Annotated in this window: 14 protein-coding genes; 7 read left to right on the top strand and 7 right to left on the bottom strand. The window is 73.3% G+C overall.

What is annotated here, in order from left to right; genetic code table 11:
- The first annotated feature begins 219 nt into the window (after positions 1 to 219).
- Genes BXA11_RS19875 through BXA11_RS19865 form a run of 3 tightly spaced genes read left to right on the top strand, consistent with a single transcriptional unit; the run spans position 220 to position 2,621 of the window.
- Positions 220 to 1,017: an ABC transporter permease gene (locus tag BXA11_RS19875; protein WP_076436635.1), complete on the top strand. Its 798-nt coding sequence runs from the start codon at positions 220 to 222 to the stop codon at positions 1,015 to 1,017.
- 6 nt (positions 1,018 to 1,023) lie between these two features.
- Positions 1,024 to 1,812: an ABC transporter permease gene (locus BXA11_RS19870; protein WP_076436633.1), complete on the top strand. Its 789-nt coding sequence runs from the start codon at positions 1,024 to 1,026 to the stop codon at positions 1,810 to 1,812.
- A gap of 5 nt (positions 1,813 to 1,817) precedes the next feature.
- Entirely contained in the window at positions 1,818 to 2,621 is an 804-nt protein-coding gene (locus tag BXA11_RS19865) for an ABC transporter ATP-binding protein (RefSeq protein WP_083744408.1), read from the top strand.
- Here the strand turns inward: BXA11_RS19865 and BXA11_RS19860 are convergent.
- The 4 genes from BXA11_RS19860 to BXA11_RS19845 all read right to left on the bottom strand — a co-directional run bounded on the left by BXA11_RS19860 (position 2,548) and on the right by BXA11_RS19845 (position 6,229).
- The gene (locus tag BXA11_RS19860) at positions 2,548 to 3,021 is read right to left on the bottom strand and encodes a hypothetical protein (protein ID WP_030506958.1); all 474 of its coding nucleotides are present in this window, start codon (positions 3,019 to 3,021) and stop codon (positions 2,548 to 2,550) included. The two genes, BXA11_RS19865 and BXA11_RS19860, sit on opposite strands and share 74 nt — an antisense overlap.
- 64 nt (positions 3,022 to 3,085) lie before the next feature.
- Complete coding sequence (locus BXA11_RS19855; protein WP_076436630.1) at positions 3,086 to 3,919, bottom strand: ABC transporter permease; 834 nt, start codon at positions 3,917 to 3,919, stop codon at positions 3,086 to 3,088.
- On the bottom strand, positions 3,906 to 5,015 hold the full coding sequence (locus tag BXA11_RS19850; protein WP_083744407.1) for an ABC transporter ATP-binding protein: 1,110 nt from the start codon (positions 5,013 to 5,015) through the stop codon (positions 3,906 to 3,908). Before BXA11_RS19850 ends, BXA11_RS19855 begins: the two co-directional genes overlap by 14 nt.
- Complete coding sequence (locus BXA11_RS19845; protein WP_076436628.1) at positions 5,012 to 6,229, bottom strand: LolA family protein; 1,218 nt, start codon at positions 6,227 to 6,229, stop codon at positions 5,012 to 5,014. Before BXA11_RS19845 ends, BXA11_RS19850 begins: the two co-directional genes overlap by 4 nt.
- A gap of 135 nt (positions 6,230 to 6,364) precedes the next feature.
- Between BXA11_RS19845 and BXA11_RS19840 the strand changes: the two genes are divergently transcribed.
- The 3 genes from BXA11_RS19840 to BXA11_RS19830 all read left to right on the top strand — a co-directional run bounded on the left by BXA11_RS19840 (position 6,365) and on the right by BXA11_RS19830 (position 9,881).
- Positions 6,365 to 7,039, top strand: coding sequence for a response regulator transcription factor (locus tag BXA11_RS19840; RefSeq protein WP_076436626.1), 675 nt, complete (start codon positions 6,365 to 6,367; stop codon positions 7,037 to 7,039).
- Positions 7,040 to 7,101: 62 nt separating this feature from the next.
- Positions 7,102 to 8,454, top strand: coding sequence for a sensor histidine kinase (locus BXA11_RS19835; RefSeq protein ID WP_051761486.1), 1,353 nt, complete (start codon positions 7,102 to 7,104; stop codon positions 8,452 to 8,454).
- 8 nt (positions 8,455 to 8,462) lie between these two features.
- Positions 8,463 to 9,881, top strand: a complete 1,419-nt coding sequence (locus tag BXA11_RS19830) for a pyridoxal phosphate-dependent decarboxylase family protein (RefSeq protein WP_076436623.1) — start codon at positions 8,463 to 8,465, stop codon at positions 9,879 to 9,881.
- 76 nt (positions 9,882 to 9,957) lie between these two features.
- Here the strand turns inward: BXA11_RS19830 and BXA11_RS19825 are convergent, their stop codons facing one another.
- The 3 genes from BXA11_RS19825 to BXA11_RS19815 all read right to left on the bottom strand — a co-directional run bounded on the left by BXA11_RS19825 (position 9,958) and on the right by BXA11_RS19815 (position 14,050).
- Positions 9,958 to 11,199, bottom strand: a complete 1,242-nt coding sequence (locus tag BXA11_RS19825; RefSeq protein WP_076436621.1) for a Cmx/CmrA family chloramphenicol efflux MFS transporter — start codon at positions 11,197 to 11,199, stop codon at positions 9,958 to 9,960.
- Positions 11,200 to 12,212: 1,013 nt separating this feature from the next.
- Positions 12,213 to 13,094 (bottom strand): dihydropteroate synthase, encoded by an 882-nt coding sequence (folP, locus tag BXA11_RS19820; protein ID WP_204053735.1) that lies wholly within the window; start codon positions 13,092 to 13,094, stop codon positions 12,213 to 12,215.
- 86 nt (positions 13,095 to 13,180) lie between these two features.
- Positions 13,181 to 14,050: a LysR family transcriptional regulator gene (locus tag BXA11_RS19815; RefSeq protein ID WP_030506967.1), complete on the bottom strand. Its 870-nt coding sequence runs from the start codon at positions 14,048 to 14,050 to the stop codon at positions 13,181 to 13,183.
- A 1,075-nt stretch (positions 14,051 to 15,125) separates the two neighbouring features.
- On the opposite strand from BXA11_RS19815, the gene BXA11_RS19810 reads away from it, so the two are divergent.
- Positions 15,126 to 16,277 (top strand): neutral zinc metallopeptidase, encoded by a 1,152-nt coding sequence (locus tag BXA11_RS19810; RefSeq protein ID WP_083744406.1) that lies wholly within the window; start codon positions 15,126 to 15,128, stop codon positions 16,275 to 16,277.
- Positions 16,278 to 16,532: the final 255 nt, after the last annotated feature.

Here is a 16,532-nt window from a genome sequence, read left to right as displayed (position 1 = left end):
TTTCACTCCCCTTACAGGAATGTTACGACAAGGTAACAGCGCAGGACATGAGGCATCCATGACTGGATATTCGGGGTCTTCGCTGCCCTGGAAGCTCGGCGTCAAGCCCGGCCCCCGCGTGTCGCCGGTAAAGGCTCCGCAAAACCTGCCAACAAACGGTCACGACGAGGACTGCCCTCGCTTCGTCCACCGCTTCGACTACCGCCTCGCCGGCCGCTGATGCCCGGTCACGGCGCCGCCGTCTCCCTCTATCCGCGGCTGGCCTGGTACGGCTTCCGCAGGCACGCGACCTACTGGGCGGCCGCGCTGGCCGGGGCGTTCACCAACACCGTCTTCGGCGTGCTCCGCGCGTACGTGCTGATCGCGCTGTGGCAGGCCCGGCCCGGCCTCGGCGGGTACGACGTGGCCGGCGCGATCACCTTCACGTTCCTCACGCAGGCGTTCATCGGCCCGATGCAGCTGTTCGGCGGCGGCCTGGACCTGCCGCAGCGGATCCGCACCGGCGACGTCGCGCTCGACCTGGTCCGCCCGGCGTCCCTGCAGATGTGGTGTCTGTCGGAGGACCTGGGCCGGGCGGCGTACCTCTTCGTCGTCCGCGGCGGCCCGCCGGCCCTCGTGGGCGCGCTGCTGTTCGGCATCGTCGCCCCGCACGCCCCGGCCGCGTTCCTGGTGAGTGTCGCCCTGGGCGTGGTCGTGAGCTTCGGCTGGCGCTACATCGTCGCTCTGGCCACCTGCTGGGTGATGGACGACCGGGGTCTCGGGGTGCTGTCGATGGTGCTCACGACGTTCTTCAGCGGGCTCATGCTGCCTCTGGCGATCTTCCCCGGATGGCTGGGGGTACTGTCCCGGGCGCTGCCGTGGTCGGCGATGGCACAGGTGCCCGCCGACGTCTACCTCGGCACGGCCGATCCCGCCCCCGCCCTCGGCTTCCAGGCCCTGTGGGCCGCCGTCCTGCTGGCCCTGGGCGCGCTCATGACCGGCGCCGCCCGCAGGAAGGTCGTGATCCAGGGTGGGTGAGCGGCCGTGATCAGGACGTACGCGCTGCTCGCGTGGACGTGGACGCGGGCGGCGGCGCAGTATCCGTTGTCGTTCGCGCTCATGACGGCGGGCGGGCTGGTGGTCGGCGGCCTCGACGTCGCGGTCATCTGGGTGATCTTCGCCAACACCGGCGAGCTGGCGGGCTTCGGGCTGACCGAGGTCATGTTCCTGTACGGCGCGTCGCAACTGGCCTTCGCGCTCGCCGACCTGCTGTTCGGCAACGTCGACAAAATCAGCCAGCACATCGTGGCCGGCACGCTGGACGTCATGCTGATCCGGCCCGCGTCGCCCTTCGTTCAGGTCGCCGCCGACCGGTTCACGCCGCACCGGCTCGGCCGGTCGATCCAGGCCGGAGCCGTGCTCGCCGCGGGCCTGGCGGGGCTGGACGTCCCCCTCGGCCGGGTCTGGATGGTGCCCGTCATGGTCGTCTCGGGAATCGTGATCTTCGCGGCGCTCTTCACGCTCGGCGGCGCGCTGCAGTTCCTGCTCACCGCCGCCCCCGAGGTGGCCAACGCCTTCACCTACGGCGGGGCGACGCTCACGCAGTATCCGCTGAGCGTCTACGACACCCGCATCGTGCGGGGGATGACCTTCGCGCTGCCGCTGGCGTTCGTCAACTGGCAGCCGGGCCTGTACGTGCTCGGCCGGCCCGATCCGCTCGGGCTGCCGTCCTGGACGGGCCTGCTGTCCCCCGCCGCCGCGCTCGCGCTGGCCGCCGTCGCCGCGCTCGCCTGGCGGGCGGGTATCCGCCGCTACCGATCGACGGGGAGCTGAGAGCAGTGATCGAGGCAGACAGGGTCGGGAGGACCTTCACGGTCCGCCGCCGGGTCGTGCACGCCGTACGAGACCTGTCCTTCCGCGTCGGGGCCGGGGAGTTCGTCGCCTGCCTCGGCCCGAACGGCGCGGGCAAGTCCACCACGATCAAGATGCTGACCGGGATCCTCACTCCCACGTCGGGCCGGGTCCAGGTGGCCGGTCTCGATCCCTCCCGGCGCCGAACGGCTCTCGCCCGCAGGATCGGCGTCGTCTTCGGCCAGCGGACGACCCTGTGGTGGGACCTGCCGCTCCGCGACAGCCTGGAACTGGTCCGGCTCCTTTACAAAGTAGATCGGAAGGTGTTCCGCGAGCGGCTCGACGAGATGTGCGACCTGCTCGACCTGGGCGGCTTCCTCGCGACGCCGGTGCGCCAGCTCAGCCTGGGCCAGCGGATGCGGGGCGACATCACCGCCGCCCTGCTGCACGACCCCGCCGTGCTCGTGCTCGACGAGCCGACGATCGGGCTCGACGTCGTCAGCAAGGCGGAGGTGCGCGACTTCCTGCGGCGGCTGAACGCGGAACGCGGGACGACGGTGCTGCTGACCACCCACGACCTGGGCGACGTGGAGCGGCTGTGCCGCCGCGTGCTGCTGATCGACCACGGCCGGCTGGCCTTCGACGGCACGGTGGACGGCCTGCGGGCGACCGCGCCGGGACGCGCCTCGATCGAGGACGTCGTGGCCGAGCTCTATCTCAGAAGCCGTACGACTCCTCGTACTCCTCCTGCTCCTCGTCCGGCTCCGGACGGGCCCAGCGCGACGGCATGAGCACCGGGAGGAACAGCGCGACGCCGAGCAGGCCGTACACGCCGGTGGACAGCAGCATGAGCATCCCGCGGCCGGCCTGCAGCAGCTCGGCCTGCACCGAGGGGCCGGAGGGCACGAGGCTCGCGGCGCGCGACACGTCGAGGACGTAGACCACGGTCCAGGCCAGCAGCGCCATCGACGGCACGAACGTCGCCAGCGGGGACACCCGGCCGACCAGCACCAGCCCGAGCAGCAGGCCCACGACGGCCATCACACCGAGGGCGATCAGCATCCGGGTGTCCTTGGCCGGGTCGACGCTCTGTGCCGCTCCCCGGACCGCCTCCTGGGACGCCCATCCACCACCGAGGAGAAGAGCCGCCGCGACGACAACGCCAAGGAGCAGCCCGAAGAAGTGCCGCATGAACACCGCCTTGGGTGAGAGGTCCGCGGCAACACTAGCGATAAAGAACGGTAAAGGGCAGCACTTACGCCGTGATGTCCTTACTCGTGAAGCGCGACCAGGCGAGGGAGCCGAAAACCAGGACGTACGCGGCGAAGGCGAGCAGCCCCTGTCCCATCTGGTCGAACGCCACCGGCGCCCGCAACGCCCCGTCGAACGCCCCCCACCACGAGGTCAGCAGGACCGGCCGTACGGCCGCCACCTGCGGGATCGCGCTCAGGACCTGGCTGACCACCACCAGCACGACGCTCGTGGCCACCGCCCCGATCGGCGCCTCGGTCAGCGTGGAGACCGCGAGCGCGACCGCGCCGAGCGCGGCCATCCCCGCGGCGGCGTACAGGACGACCACCCCGGCGCGCAGCAGGGCATCGGCGGCCGGGATCGTCGTGCCCGACAGCAGCGTCACCGGCCCGGCCGGGAACAGCACCAGCCCGGCCACCAGCGCCGACAGCGCCACCAGCGCGCACGCCGCGAGGCAGAAGACCACGACGTTGGCGTACTTCACCAGCAGCAGCCTGGTCCGGCCGGCCGGCGCGACGAGCAGGTAGCGCAGCGTGCCCTGGCTCGCCTCGCCGGCGATCGCGTCGCCGGCCACGACCGCCACGGTCAGCGGCAGCACGATCGGCGTCATGACGGCGAACGCGGCGAAGGTCAGCATCAGGCCGTTGCCGGCGATCTGGCCGATGATCGAGCCGCCCACGTCGCCGCCCGACGCGACCCGCACCGCGACGCCGACCAGCACCGGCACGACCGCGAGCACCCCGAGCATCGCGAGGTTGCGCGGGCGGCGGAACGTCAGCCCGATCTCGGAGGCCAGCAGCCGCGTCAGGTGCCGCCTCCCGTTCTCACGCACCGACATCGAACCCCTCCCCCGTCAGGCCGACGAAGACCTCCTCAAGCGTGGGACGCACCACGGCGAACCCGCGCACGGCCACGCCCTCGCCGACGAGCAGCGCGCAGATCTCCTCCGGCGCCCGGGCGCCGATGACCGCCGTCACCTCGCCGTCCGCGGCGCGCACGTCGCCGAGCCCGGCCCCGGCAAGCACGGCCGCCGCCGCGTCCGCGTCCGGCGTCTCCACCCGCAGGCGCGGCTCCTCGCCCGACGCGCGCAGCGCGGCGATCGGGCCCTGGGCGACGAGCCTGCCGGTGCGCATGACGCCGAGGTGGGTGCACATCTGCTCGACCTCGCTCAGCAGGTGGGAGGAGACGAAGACGGTCGTGCCGTCCTCGGCGATCCTCCTGATCAGCGTGCGGACCTCGCGGGTGCCCTGCGGGTCCAGTCCGTTGGTCGGCTCGTCGAGCACGAGCAGCTCCCTCGGAACCAGCAGCGCGGCCGCGATGGCCAGGCGCTGGCGCATGCCGAGCGAGTAGGTGCGGTAGCGCTTGCCCGCCGCCGCCGTCAGTCCCACCCGCTCCAGCGCCGCGCCGATCCTTGCGCGCGCCGTACGCGCGTCGGCCGCCGGATCGGCCGCGTCGAAGCGGCGCAGGTTGGCCTCCCCCGACAGGTACGGATAGAAGGCCGGCCCCTCGACCACCGCGCCGACGCGCGGCAGCGCCCGGGCCAGCCCGGCCGGCATGGGCGTCCCGAGCAGCGACCAGGTGCCCGAGGTCGGGGCGACCAGGCCGAGCAGCATGCGGATCGTCGTGGTCTTGCCCGAGCCGTTCGGGCCGAGGAAGCCGAAGACCGATCCGCGCGGCACGGCCAGGCCGACGCCGTCGACGGCCACGTGGCCGCCGCGGAAGCGCTTGGTGAGACCGGACGTGACGATGGCGGACGCCGCGGCGGCCTCGGGGGAGGGCGGGGGCGCCCCGGTGTCCTCCCGTGGCGCCCCCGCGCGCGTGCCCACCGTCACCGCGTCCACCGCGTCCACCGCGTCCACCGCGTCCACCGCGTCCACCGGGCCCACCGGGCCCACCGCGATCCCCGCTCGTCCGCGGTGCGTGGGCTCGGTCATCCCTTCACACCGGCCGCGCGGTAAAGGGCCTCCGGGGCCACGGCGCCGGCGAGCAGGCGGCCGTCGTCGGTGACCAGGATCGACACCACCTTCGTGCGCAGCAGCCGGCCGCTGCCCCACTCCCCGCTGACGGGGGTGGCCGCCCCCTTCAGGCCGTCGAGCAGCGCGGTCACGTCCATGCCGTCACGTCCCTTCCCGTCCTGCTGCTGGGCGGGAACGTCCTGCGCGGGAACGTCGGGCAGGGAGGTGACGAGCACGCTGTCCCAGCCGGAGCCGACGACGCGGCCCCGGTCGTGCGCCTCGGCGAGCGCCTCCGGCCGGTGGTCCTGCGGAGGGGTGGCCGTCCCCTGCTCGACCTTCGCGCCGGGCGGCGGCGTGAAGGAGAAGTTCTCCGGCGCGGGAGCGGTGAACGACAGCGACTCGAAACCGACCTCGAAGACCGGCTCGGCCGCCCCCTTGGCGTACACCTGGACGCGCAGCGGCATCAGCTTCTCGCCGTCGAGCGCCACCCGGACGTCCTTGATCAGCGAATCGGCCGACTTCGGCGTCAGCACGATCTGGTAGGCCGCGCGGCCCGCGACCGTGACGACGTCGCCGACGCTGATCGCCGTGTCGGTCCCGGCCGCCTGCAGCGCCTGCCGCGCGGCCTGTTCCGGCGTCGCGAACGGTGACGCGAACGGTGACGCGGCTCCCGGCCGCATCGGGAAGGCGCCGCCGTGCCCGCCCCCGTGCCCGCCGCCGTGTCCGCCTTCGGGAGCCGCGGGGACGGTGAGACGGGTCGCCTTGTTGGCGGCGCTGTCCCACAGCCACACCGTGCCGCCGTCGGCGACGAGGTCGGTCTCGCTCATCTCCCCCGGCAGCATGAGGCGGAACCTGTCCTCCCCCGCGTACCAGATCTTGAGCTGGTGCGACCCCGACAGCAGCGACGCCGGCGAGGCGCCGGACGGTCCGCCCGGCCCGGACAGGCCCGACAGGCCGGGCAGCGCGGGCAGGCCGAGCGACGCGGTCTCGACGATCGTGCCGGACATCTGCGGCATCCGGCCGTTCTGCCAGGTGCGCGCGACGTCGGCCAGCAGTTGCTCCGCCGTACGGTCCGGCAGGGACGGGTCGCTGCGCACCGCCGCGATCACCGGCCCCGTCCCCACGGCAGCCGCCACCACGGCCACCGCCGCCACCGGCACTCCCCACCTCACGGCGCGGGTTCTCTTCGCCATTTCACATCTCCCACTATGGGCGGAAAACCTGACAACCCGAGACTGCCGAGACGTTCCTGTGCCGACGCTGAGACGGACTGAGAGGGCTCTCAGGCCGGCCGCGCCCGCACAGGCGAAAGGGGCCACACTGGGGCAATGCGGGTTCTGGTGGTGGAGGACGAGCGGCGGATGGCGGCGGCGCTGCGCCGGGGGCTGCAGGCGGAGGGCTTCGCCGTCGACCTGGCACACGACGGAAACGAGGGCCTGCACCTGGCGCGCGTCGGCGACTACGACGTGGTCGTGCTCGACATCATGCTTCCCGGCTTGTCCGGCTACAACGTGTGCAAGCAGTTGCGCGCGGAGGAGAACTGGGTGCCGATCCTCATGCTGTCGGCCAAGGACGGCGAGTACGACATGGCCGACGGGCTCGACCTCGGCGCCGACGACTACCTCACCAAGCCGTTCTCGTACGTGGTGCTGGTGGCCCGGCTCCGGGCGCTGCTGCGCCGGGGCGGCGGCCGCAGGCCCTCCGTGCTGCGCGCGGGCGACCTGTCGCTCGACCCGGCGGCGCGGGCGGTCACGCGGGGCGAGGCGCCGGTCGAGCTGACGCCCAGGGAGTTCGCCCTGCTCGAATACCTGATGCGCCGGTCGGGCGAGGTGGTGTCGAAGCCGGAGATCCTGGAGCACGTGTGGGACACCTACGACACCGATCCGAACGTGGTCGAGGTGTACGTCGGATATCTGCGCAGGAAGATCGACACGCCCTTCGGCCGCGCCGCCCTGCAGACCGTGCGCGGCGCCGGCTACCGGCTCGCGAGCGACGGCGGCTGAGCGTGCCCGCGTCACCCCCGCCCCCATCATCCGCGCCCGGATCACGTGGCGCCGGTGTTGCCGTGCTCGCGCGCCCGGTGACGTGGTGGCGGCGGCAGAGCCTGCGGTTCCGGGTCACCGCGGCGGCGACGGCCGTGCTGGCGCTCGCCCTGGCCGGATCGGCGTACGTGTTCGTCGCGGTGCTCGGCGAGGCGCTCGTCCGGAGCATCGACGACCAGGTCTACCAGCGGGGACGTGAGATCGTCGCGCTGTCGGACGCGAACCGGCTGTCCGATCCCGTCGTCTCGGTGGACAACACGATCGTGCAGGTGCTCGACCGCGACGGGCGGATCGTCGACGCCACCCCGAACACCGACCGCCTCGTCCCCCTGCTGTCCGCGCAGGCGCGGGAGGCCGCCGTGCGCACCGGCGAGCCCGACTTCCTCGACGGCCGGCCGTACGCGCTGCCGGGGCCGCTGCGGGTGCGGGCGCTCAGCGCGGACCGCGGCGTGACGGTGATCGTGGCCCGGTCGTTCGGCGAGGTGGAGAGCAGCCTGGTGACCATCGGCCATGTGCTGATCGCCGGCATGCCGCTCCTGCTCGCGCTGCTGGCGGCGGTCTCGTGGCTGGTCGCCGGGCGCACGCTGCGGCCGATCGCGCTGCTGCGGCGGGGCGCGGCCGAGGTGGGCGCCACCGCGCGGTCACGCCGGCTGCCGGTGCCCGAGGCGCGCGACGAGGTGCACGCGCTCGCCACGACCCTCAACGACATGCTCGGGCGGCTGGAGGAGGCCGACGCGCGCCAGCGGGCGCTGGTCTCCGACGCGGCGCACGAGTTGCGCAGCCCGCTCGCGAGCATCCGGCTCCAGCTGGAGGTCGCGCTCAGCCACCCGGAGGGGCAGGACTGGAAGGAGACGGCCGAGGGGGTGCTGGAGGACACCCTCCGGCTGTCCCGCCTGGCCGAGGACCTGCTCGCCCTCGCCCGGCTCGACGAGGGCCGCACCGGCCGCCGGGAGCCGGTCGACCTGGCCGAGATGGCCCGCCGTACGGCCGAGCGGTACGGCCTCGGCCTCGACCTCCCGCCCGGCGCGGCTCCCGTCGTGCTGGGCGACGCGCTGGACCTGCGGCGGGTGCTCGCCAACCTCGTCGACAACGCCCTGCGGCACGCGGCGTCGGCGGTCAGGATCGGCGTACGCGCCGTGGGGAGCGCCGCCGAGCTCACCGTCACCGACGACGGGCCGGGCATCCCGCCCGAGGACCGGGAGCGGGTCTTCGACCGGTTCACCCGGCTCGACGACGCGCGCAGCCGCGACGACGGCGGCGCCGGGCTCGGTCTCGCGATCGTGCGCACCACGGTCGAGGCCCACGGCGGTACGGTCCACCTGGAGGACGCCTCCCCCGGACTGCGCGCCGTCGTCCGGATCCCCCTGGCACGTTGAGGAGTCGCATGCTTCCCGAACACGGCAGGCCCGTCACCGAGCTGCTCGCCGAGCTGACCACCCTGAAGGCGGCCGACCTGCCGGTGCGCGGCGGCAAGGTGACGGCCTACGTCTACGACACCGGCCTGCCGGAGGTGCACGAGGCCGCGCACCGGGCGTACGCGGAGATGCTCGAGGTCAACATGCTCGACCCGACCGCCTTCCCCAGCATGGTCGCGCTGGAGCGGCAGGTGGTCGGGGCGGTCGCCGAGTTGCTCGGCCGTCCGGGCGCGCCGGGGATATTCACCAGCGGCGGCACCGAGTCGATCATGCTGGCGGTGAAGGCCGCCCGCGACGCCCGCCCGGGCACGACCCGGGTCGTGCTGCCGGTCACCGCGCACCCGGCGTTCCACAAGGCCGCGCACTACCTCGGCATGGAGATCGTGCCGGTCCCCGTCGACCCGGTGACCTACCGGGCCTCGGTCCCGGCGTTCGAGGCGGCGCTCGACGAGCGTACGGCGCTGGCGGTGGCGTCGGCCCCCTCCTACCCGCAGGGCGTCGTCGACCCGGTCGAGGAGGTCGCCGCGCTGGCCGCCGCGCGCGGTGTGCCGTGCCACGTGGACGCCTGTGTCGGCGGCTGGCTGCTGCCGTGGCTGCGCGAGGCGGGCGCCGCGATCCCGCCGTTCGACCTGGCCGTGCCCGGCGTCACCTCGATCTCGTGCGACCTGCACAAGTTCGGGTACGCGCCGAAGGGGGCGTCGGTGCTGCTGTTCCGCGACGCGGAGCTGCGCCGCCGGGCCTACTTCGCCTCGGCGGCCTGGCCCGGCTACACGATCATCAACGCGACCGTGCAGAGCTCGCGGTCGGCCGGGCCGCTCGGCGGCGCCTGGGCCACCCTGCAGGCCCTCGGCCGGGAGGGCTACCTGGAACTCGGCCGCAGGACGCTGGAGGCGACCCGCCGGCTGGCCGAGGGTGTGGGGAAGATCCCCGGGCTGCGGGTGCTCGGGGAGCCGGAGGCCGCGCTGGTCGCGATCGCCGGATCCGCCGAGGTGGACGTCTTCGTGCTGGCCGACGAGGCGCGCCGGCTCGGCTGGTTCCTTCAGCCGCAGCTGTCGTACGCCGGGATCCCGGCCAACATCCACGTGACGGTCACCGGTGTGACGCTGGCGGGCGTGGACGCGATGCTGGAGGTGATCGCCGAGGCCGCCGACGCCGCCCGGCGACGGGGACCGGCCGACGTGCCCGAGGGCCTGCCCGAGCTCATCACGTCCCTCGACCTCGACGCGCTGGACGACGCCACGTTCGCCGAGCTCGCCGCGTCGGTGGGAATCGACCTCACGGCGACGGGACAGCCCGGGATGGCGGTGGTGAACGCCGTGCTCGACGCGCTGCCTGCCGCCACCCGCGAGGCGATCCTCGTCCGGTTCCTGTCGGTCCTGTACTCCTGACGCGGCCGTCTTCCAGGTCTTCGCCTTCCGGCGTTCGTCGGCCGGCGGTCAGCGGCCGGCGTTCACCTTCCGGTGGTCAGCGGGCGGCGCGGCGCGTCGGGGACGCCGGCCGGCCGGTCGTCCTGGTCCTCCGCGCCGCCACCGCCGCCGCGAGCGCCAGCGCCAGCGCCACCAGCAGCGCGCTGACCCACAGCGGTGACCGGTAGCCCAACCCGGCGCCGATGGCGACGCCGCCCAGCAGGGGACCGGCGGTCGCGCCCACGTTGAAGGCGGCGGTCGCGAACGCGCCGCCCAGAGAGGGCGCGTCGGCCGCCGCGTAGAGCGCTCGCGTGATCAGTGTGGAGCCGACGGCGAAGGACAGCGCGCCCTGCACGAAGACGAGCACGAGCACGGCGGCCGGGTTGCCCGCGGCCACGGCGAACACGATCCAGCCGGCCGTCAGGGCCAGGCCGCCGGGCACCAGCAGCCGCATCGGCCGCCGGTCCGCCATCCGGCCGCCGATCGACACCCCGGCGAACGACCCCAGGCCGAAGAGCGCCAGCAGCACCGGCACCCAGCCCGGGCCGTAGCCGCCGACCTCGGTGACCAGCGGAGCCAGGTAGGTGAAGGTGCAGAACGTGGCGCCGTTCACCAGCGCGCCGAGCAGCAGGGTCACGAGCAGCCGGGGCCGGCGCAGCGCCCGCAGCTCGCGTCGCGCGGCGGGCACGACCGCCTCCGGTGGCGGGGCCGCGTCCGGTGACATGGCCGTCCCCGGCGGGATGGCCGTCCCCGGCGGGATGGCCGGAACGGCGACCGCGACCGCGACGACGGCCGGCACCGAGACGACCGCCACCGCCCAGAACGCCGAGCGCCAGCCCCACACCTGGCCGAGCACGGCGCCCGCCGGCACCCCGGCGACGCAGGCGAGCGTGATCCCGCCGAGCAGTACGGAGGCGGCCCGGCCCTTGGCGCCGGGCCCGGCCATGGCGGTCGCCGCCGCGAGACCCACGGCCAGGAATCCGGCGTTGGCCAGCGCTCCGGCGACGCGGGCGGCCAGGAGAACGCCGAAGCTGGTGGTGACCGCGCCGGCCACGTGGACGATCATGAAGATGGTCAGGAAGACGAGCAGCGCCCGCCGTCTCGGCCACCGCAGGCTGAGGACGGCCGTCAGGGGCGCGCCCACGATCATCCCCACGGCGAAGGCCGACGTCAGCGCCCCCGCGGCGGGGACGGACACCTGAAGGTCACGGACGATGCCGGGCACCAGGCCCGACAGCATGAACTCGGAGGTCCCCTGGGCGAAGACCGCAAGTGCGAGCATGTAGATGGGGATTGGCATGACAACTCCACACCGCGTCGTAAGAGGTCGCGAAGCCCACGAAGGCACGAAGGATCGCGAACGGTCGATGAGCACGCGGTGCGCCGCGGCGGACCACGGCCCGACACGAGGGAGCGTCCGGCCGGGCACGCGGGATCACCGCGCGAACGAACCCGGGATCCGGCGGTGGAAGCACTCCATGACGGCGGCGACCGTGCGCGGAGCCCGGGAGAAAACGGCCCGTACGACGGTCATTCGGCCGCAGGCGCCGCGCGAAGGCACTGCGAAGGCACAGCGACGGCACTGCGACGGGCGCGACGGCGGTCCTCATGCGCGTCCCCTGTGCGGCGGCGCGCGGCGGTGGCGCGCGGCGACGACGGGGCCGCGACGATCCAGCGCCACGTGCAACCAGGCATGATGTGCAGCCACGCATACAGCGGGGCGAGCACGGCGGGACATGCCGGCGCCGCGGCTCAGCGCGCCACGTGAGCGGTACGACAGCTCAGTGCTGCCGCCACTCAGCGCTGCCACCACTCAGCGCACGTGAGCGGTACGACAGCTCAGCGCTGCCACCACTCAGTGCTGCCGCCACTCAGCGCTGCCACCACTCGCGCACGTGAGCGGTACGACAGCTCAGCGCTGCCACCACTCAGCGCTGCCACCACTCAGCGCTGCCACCGCTCGGTGCTGCCACCGCTCGGTCTGCCGCCACTCAGCGCTGCCACCGCTCGGTGCTGCCACCGCTCGGTCTGCCGCCACTCAGCGCTGCGGCCGTTCAGGGGTGCGACGATTCAGCCACCGAATGACCGGTGGCTAGCGTCTCGACGCCTCGGGGCTCGACATGGCCGACACGTTAGCCACGGCGCGAACGCCCTGTCCACCGCTTTGATCGCGACCCGCTTCCGGCACCGGCAGGACGGGCGCGGCCGGTCGTGGTGCGGAAGGGCCGAGGCCCAGGGCTCTGCCGGGGAGCCGTGCCAGGACCTGCTAGGGCCTGCCGGCGCCCTGCTCGGGGTCTTGCCTGGAATCGAGGGCTAGGAGAGCGCGCCGCCGAGGCGGGCGACGACCGCGAGAGCCGTACGGGCGCTCGCCGCGTCGTGGACGCGGAACACCCGGGCGCCCTGCATCGCCGACACGGCGAGGGTGGCCAGCGTGCCCGCGTGGCGCTCCTCCACGGGCAGGCCGCCCAGCGTCTCGCCGACGAAGTCCTTGTTGGAGACGGCCACCAGCACCGGCCACCCTGTGGCGGTCAGCTCGCCGAGCCGCCTGCTGACCTCCAGCGAGTGCCACGTGTTCTTGCCGAAGTCGTGAGCCGGGTCGATCAGGATCGCGTCGCGGCGGACCCCCGCGGCGACCGCGCGCTCCGCGAGGTCCGTCGTGTACGCGACCACGTCGGCCACCACGTCGGCGTACGCGATGCGGTGCGGCCGGGTGCGCGGCTCCACCCGCCCGGCGTGCGCGCACACCAGGCCGATGCCGTACGCCGCGGCCACCTCGGCGAGCTTGGGGTCCACGCCGCCCCAGGTGTCGTTGAGCAGGTCGGCCCCGGCCTCGGCGACGACCTCGGCGACCTCCGACCGCCAGGTGTCGACGCTGATGATCACATCGGGGTGCCGGTCGCGCACCGCGGCGACGACCTCCGCCACGCGGCGTATCTCCTCGGCCGGATCGACCTCCGTGCCGGGACCGGCCTTCACGCCACCGATGTCCACGATGTCCGCCCCCTCCTCGATGAGGCGGGAGGCGGCGTCGACCGCGGCCGAGAAGGCGTAGGTCGATCCCCTGTCGTAGAAGGAGTCGGGGGTCCGGTTCACCACGGCCATGACCGCGAAGTCGCCGGGACCGAAGGCACGGCCGCGCAGGCGCAGAACGGCCGACAGGCCGGGCGCCTCGGCGGGCATCGGCGTAGTGGACATCGCCGCCAGCGTACTAGGTGGACGCCGTCCTCTCGCGTGCCCGCCGGGAGCGGAGCCGTGGAACGGTCCAAAACGACGGCATGCGGTCACGCCGCCGAGCCGCCCTCGGCCAGGGCCACGAAATGCTGCGCCATCGCGGGGAGTCGCCGCCGGGCGTGCACGACCGCGATGATCTTGCGGAGCGAGGGATCGAGCGAGCGGACCACCAGGCCGGCCCTGGCCGCCTGCTCGGCCATGCCCCGATACCACAGCAGCGAGGCCCGCCCCTCCCGTACGGTCCGGAGCCAGCCCCGGCGCTCGTCGGACTCGACCGCCGCGATCGGCCGGACGCCGTGCGTGGCGAAGATCTGGTCGAACTCCCTGCGGCGGGGGCTGCCGGGAGCGGGCAGCACCAGCCGCATGCCGTCGAGCCTGGCCACGGGGACGGGGTCGGGCAGGTCGAGGCCGGGCGGGGAGATCAGCACGATCTCCTGGCGCTCGAGCGGGTGGCTCACCAGGTCGGTGGGCACCGGGAGGTCGGTCAGCCCGAGGTCGGCGCGCTGCTCGCGGACCGCGCTGACCACCCCCTCCCGGCCCTCGCACCGCACGATGTGCACCCGGATTCCCGGATGCTCGGCGGCGTAGGCGGGCAGCAGACGCCCGGCGAGACCGGGCTCCAGGCTCGGGGTGGACGCGATCCGCAGTTCGGCGCCGGAGGAGGTGCCCTGCGTCGCGAGGGCCTCGATCTCGGCCACCGCGTCGAGGGCCTCGCGGGCCAGCTTCACCACCCGGCGCCCCTGGGCCGTCACGACGACCCCGCGGCCCGAGCGGGCGAAAAGCGTCATTCCGAGTTCACGTTCCAGGTCGCGTATCGCGCGGGACAAGGCGGGCTGCGCGATATAGAGCGATCTGGCGGCATCGGTCATGGTGCGGTGCTCCGCAGTGGCGACCACGTAACGGAGCTGCTGCAGATTCATGCGAAAAACGCTAGGGCAGACGAGCCCGGCGATTCCGGAACATCGCAGAGATCACGTCGGTCGATTACACATCGTGCCCGACATCTGCTACATCCGTGATGGATGGGAAAACAGTATTCTTTTGCCCCAAATCCACAAAGGGGGCAATGTCGTGGCGCAGCAGTACCCTCCCCAAGAGCCACCCGGGGAGAGTTCTCCCTATTCCGGGCCGCCGTATTCACCGCAGCCGGAGGCCGTGCCCGGCACACCGGACGGATCGCGACCCTCCGGCGCGACGCCGGGGCCGTACGGGCCGCCGGGGTGGAGCGGCCCTGAGCGCGGCGCGTGGCAGCAGGCGCCCGGCGCCGCTCCCTACCCGCCGCAGGGACAGCCGCAGAACGGCTCCCCGTCGCAGGGAGGTCAGCCGTACGGCGGCCCCTACCCGCCGGGGGCACATCCCCAGGTCCCGGCCGCCTACCCGGGGAGCGCCCCGTCTCCCGGCCCGGCCTATCCCGCGAACGCCTCACCCCAGGGCGGCCCCCATCCTTCCGGCCCTCCGTCTTCCGGCTGGCAGTCTCACGGCGCCGTCCCCGGCATGCCGCAGGGCTCCGGTGCGTACGCCGGATCTCAGCCGCAGGGCGGGGTTCCGCATCCGGGGCCGAACGGGGGCGGTGTCTATCCGCAGGCCTCGCCGCCCTACAGCTCAGAGTCTCATTCAGGGGCGGAAGCGCAGGGTGGCGCCTATGGGCAGAACGGCCCTTACCCCGGCGCGACGCCCTACCAGCCCGGGCCTCAATTCCAGGGCGGGGCACAGTTCCAGGGCGAGGCGCAGTTCCAAGGTGGAGCGCAGTTCCAGGGCGGGGCGCAGTTCCAGGGCGGAGCGCAGCCTCCGGCGCAGTCGTACGCCGGGCCCTACGGGCAGCCCTACCCACCCCCGCCGTCCCCCGCCGCCCCGGCGGGCACGCCACCCGGCGCCCCGTACGCGCCGAACGGGCTCGGGTATCCGCAGGAGTTCCCGGGATCGCCCGGGAACACGGCCGCCCCCGGCCCTGCGCAGGGCATGCCGTTCCAAGCGGCGCCACCTCAGGCTTCACCAATGCCGGCACCGCAGGCGGCGCCGTTCCAGGTGCCGCCGCCTCAGGGAGCGCCGTTCCAGGTGCCACCGCCGCAGGCGCCATCGCAGCAGCCGGCGCCGCCCCAGGGGCCGGGGTGGGTTCCGCAGTCTCCGCCTCCCCCGCGCGGGCCCGCCGCCCCCTATCCGCCGCCCGCCTGGCGGCCGCCCCGCCGCAAGTCCGGCGCGGGGGCGGTCATCGGCGCGCTCATGGGCGTGCTGGCGCTGGTCTTCGTGCTCATCGTGGTCGTGAGCGCGCTGGTCGGCCTGTCCGACCACGACGAGACCGTGTCGCCGGTCGCGATCCCGACCTTCACCTTCTCGCCGTTCCCCACCGACGAGGCCACCACGGACACGGAACCGACCGGGAAGCCCACCTCCAAGCCGACGTCGCAGCCCACGACGCGGCCGACTCCGGTGCTCAACCGCACGACGAAGAACAACACCCTCTATCGGGCCGGGTCGCTGGCGAAGACGAACTGCCGGGCCGGGAACGCGAGCATCTACAACCACACCCAGTTCAAGGCGCTGATCCTCAAGACCGGCGGGTGCATGGGCAAGGCGTGGGGGCCGGCGCTGAAGCGGGTCGGGATCGACTGGAGCCCGCCGAACTACATGATCGCGGCCCGCAAGGGCAGGGGCGCGTGCGGCGACTATCCCTCCCCCGGCAGCAACGTGCCGTACTACTGCCCGAGCAACAGCACGATCTACGCGTCCACCTCGGCCATGACGAGGGAGTACGGCCCGCTCGGCTCGTGGAACGGGATCATCGTCAGCATGATGGCCCATGAGTACGGGCACCATATTCAGAACCTGTCTGGCATCTCCGACTCCTGGTGGCGGCAGACGCTCGACTCCGGTTCGCAGAGCGGAAAGATGGCCCTGAGCCGCCGGCACGAACTGCAGGCGACGTGTTTCGGCGGCATGTTCATGCAGTCGGTCGCCGCCTCGTATCCGATCGACACCACCCGGCGCAACACGCTCCTGTGGGCCTACAGCCACCTGGGCGACCCGCCGGGAGGGCCTCGCGACCACGGGAACACGCGCAGCAACGCCGCCTGGTTCCGCCAGGGATACACGCGCCCGAAGGCCTACCAGTGCAACACCTGGGTTGTCGGCTCCACTTCCGTGTCCTGATCGACGCCTCAGTTTGCGTCTACCTTGTCCCGATATGGGGGCTAGAATCCCCCCACAGCTTCGGAGGAGAGAGCGGTGAACCATGCGAGGCGGGGGTCCCGCTGACGAGACCGGTAGGCCCCGGGAAGGTCAGCGGCCAGGTCAGCCCGGTGGGAACGCAGGTCAGCCCGATGGAAACACGACTCAGCCCGGCGGACGCCCAGGCCGGCGTAGCGATGGCGCGAGCCGGCCGGGAGACCCAGGTCAGCCCGGTGG

Origin of the sequence: Microbispora rosea, assembly GCF_900156315.1 — a bacterium.
Classification (GTDB): Bacteria; Actinomycetota; Actinomycetes; order Streptosporangiales; family Streptosporangiaceae; genus Microbispora; species Microbispora rosea.
This window is presented reverse-complemented; position numbering and strand designations above follow the sequence as displayed.

What these genes read in the sequence shown, in the direction of transcription:
- BXA11_RS19875 (WP_076436635.1), top strand. Translation starts at nt 220, where the DNA reads ATGCCCGGTCACGGCGCCGCCGTCTCCCTCTATCCGCGGCTGGCCTGG.
- BXA11_RS19860 (WP_030506958.1), bottom strand. Translation starts at nt 3,021, where the DNA reads ATGCGGCACTTCTTCGGGCTGCTCCTTGGCGTTGTCGTCGCGGCGGCT.
- BXA11_RS19855 (WP_076436630.1), bottom strand. Translation starts at nt 3,919, where the DNA reads ATGTCGGTGCGTGAGAACGGGAGGCGGCACCTGACGCGGCTGCTGGCC.
- BXA11_RS19850 (WP_083744407.1), bottom strand. Translation starts at nt 5,015, where the DNA reads ATGACCGAGCCCACGCACCGCGGACGAGCGGGGATCGCGGTGGGCCCG.
- BXA11_RS19845 (WP_076436628.1), bottom strand. Translation starts at nt 6,229, where the DNA reads ATGGCGAAGAGAACCCGCGCCGTGAGGTGGGGAGTGCCGGTGGCGGCG.
- BXA11_RS19840 (WP_076436626.1), top strand. Translation starts at nt 6,365, where the DNA reads ATGCGGGTTCTGGTGGTGGAGGACGAGCGGCGGATGGCGGCGGCGCTG.
- BXA11_RS19830 (WP_076436623.1), top strand. Translation starts at nt 8,463, where the DNA reads ATGCTTCCCGAACACGGCAGGCCCGTCACCGAGCTGCTCGCCGAGCTG.
- BXA11_RS19825 (WP_076436621.1), bottom strand. Translation starts at nt 11,199, where the DNA reads ATGCCAATCCCCATCTACATGCTCGCACTTGCGGTCTTCGCCCAGGGG.
- folP (WP_204053735.1), bottom strand. Translation starts at nt 13,094, where the DNA reads ATGTCCACTACGCCGATGCCCGCCGAGGCGCCCGGCCTGTCGGCCGTT.
- BXA11_RS19815 (WP_030506967.1), bottom strand. Translation starts at nt 14,050, where the DNA reads ATGAATCTGCAGCAGCTCCGTTACGTGGTCGCCACTGCGGAGCACCGC.
- BXA11_RS19810 (WP_083744406.1), top strand. Translation starts at nt 15,126, where the DNA reads ATGCCGGCACCGCAGGCGGCGCCGTTCCAGGTGCCGCCGCCTCAGGGA.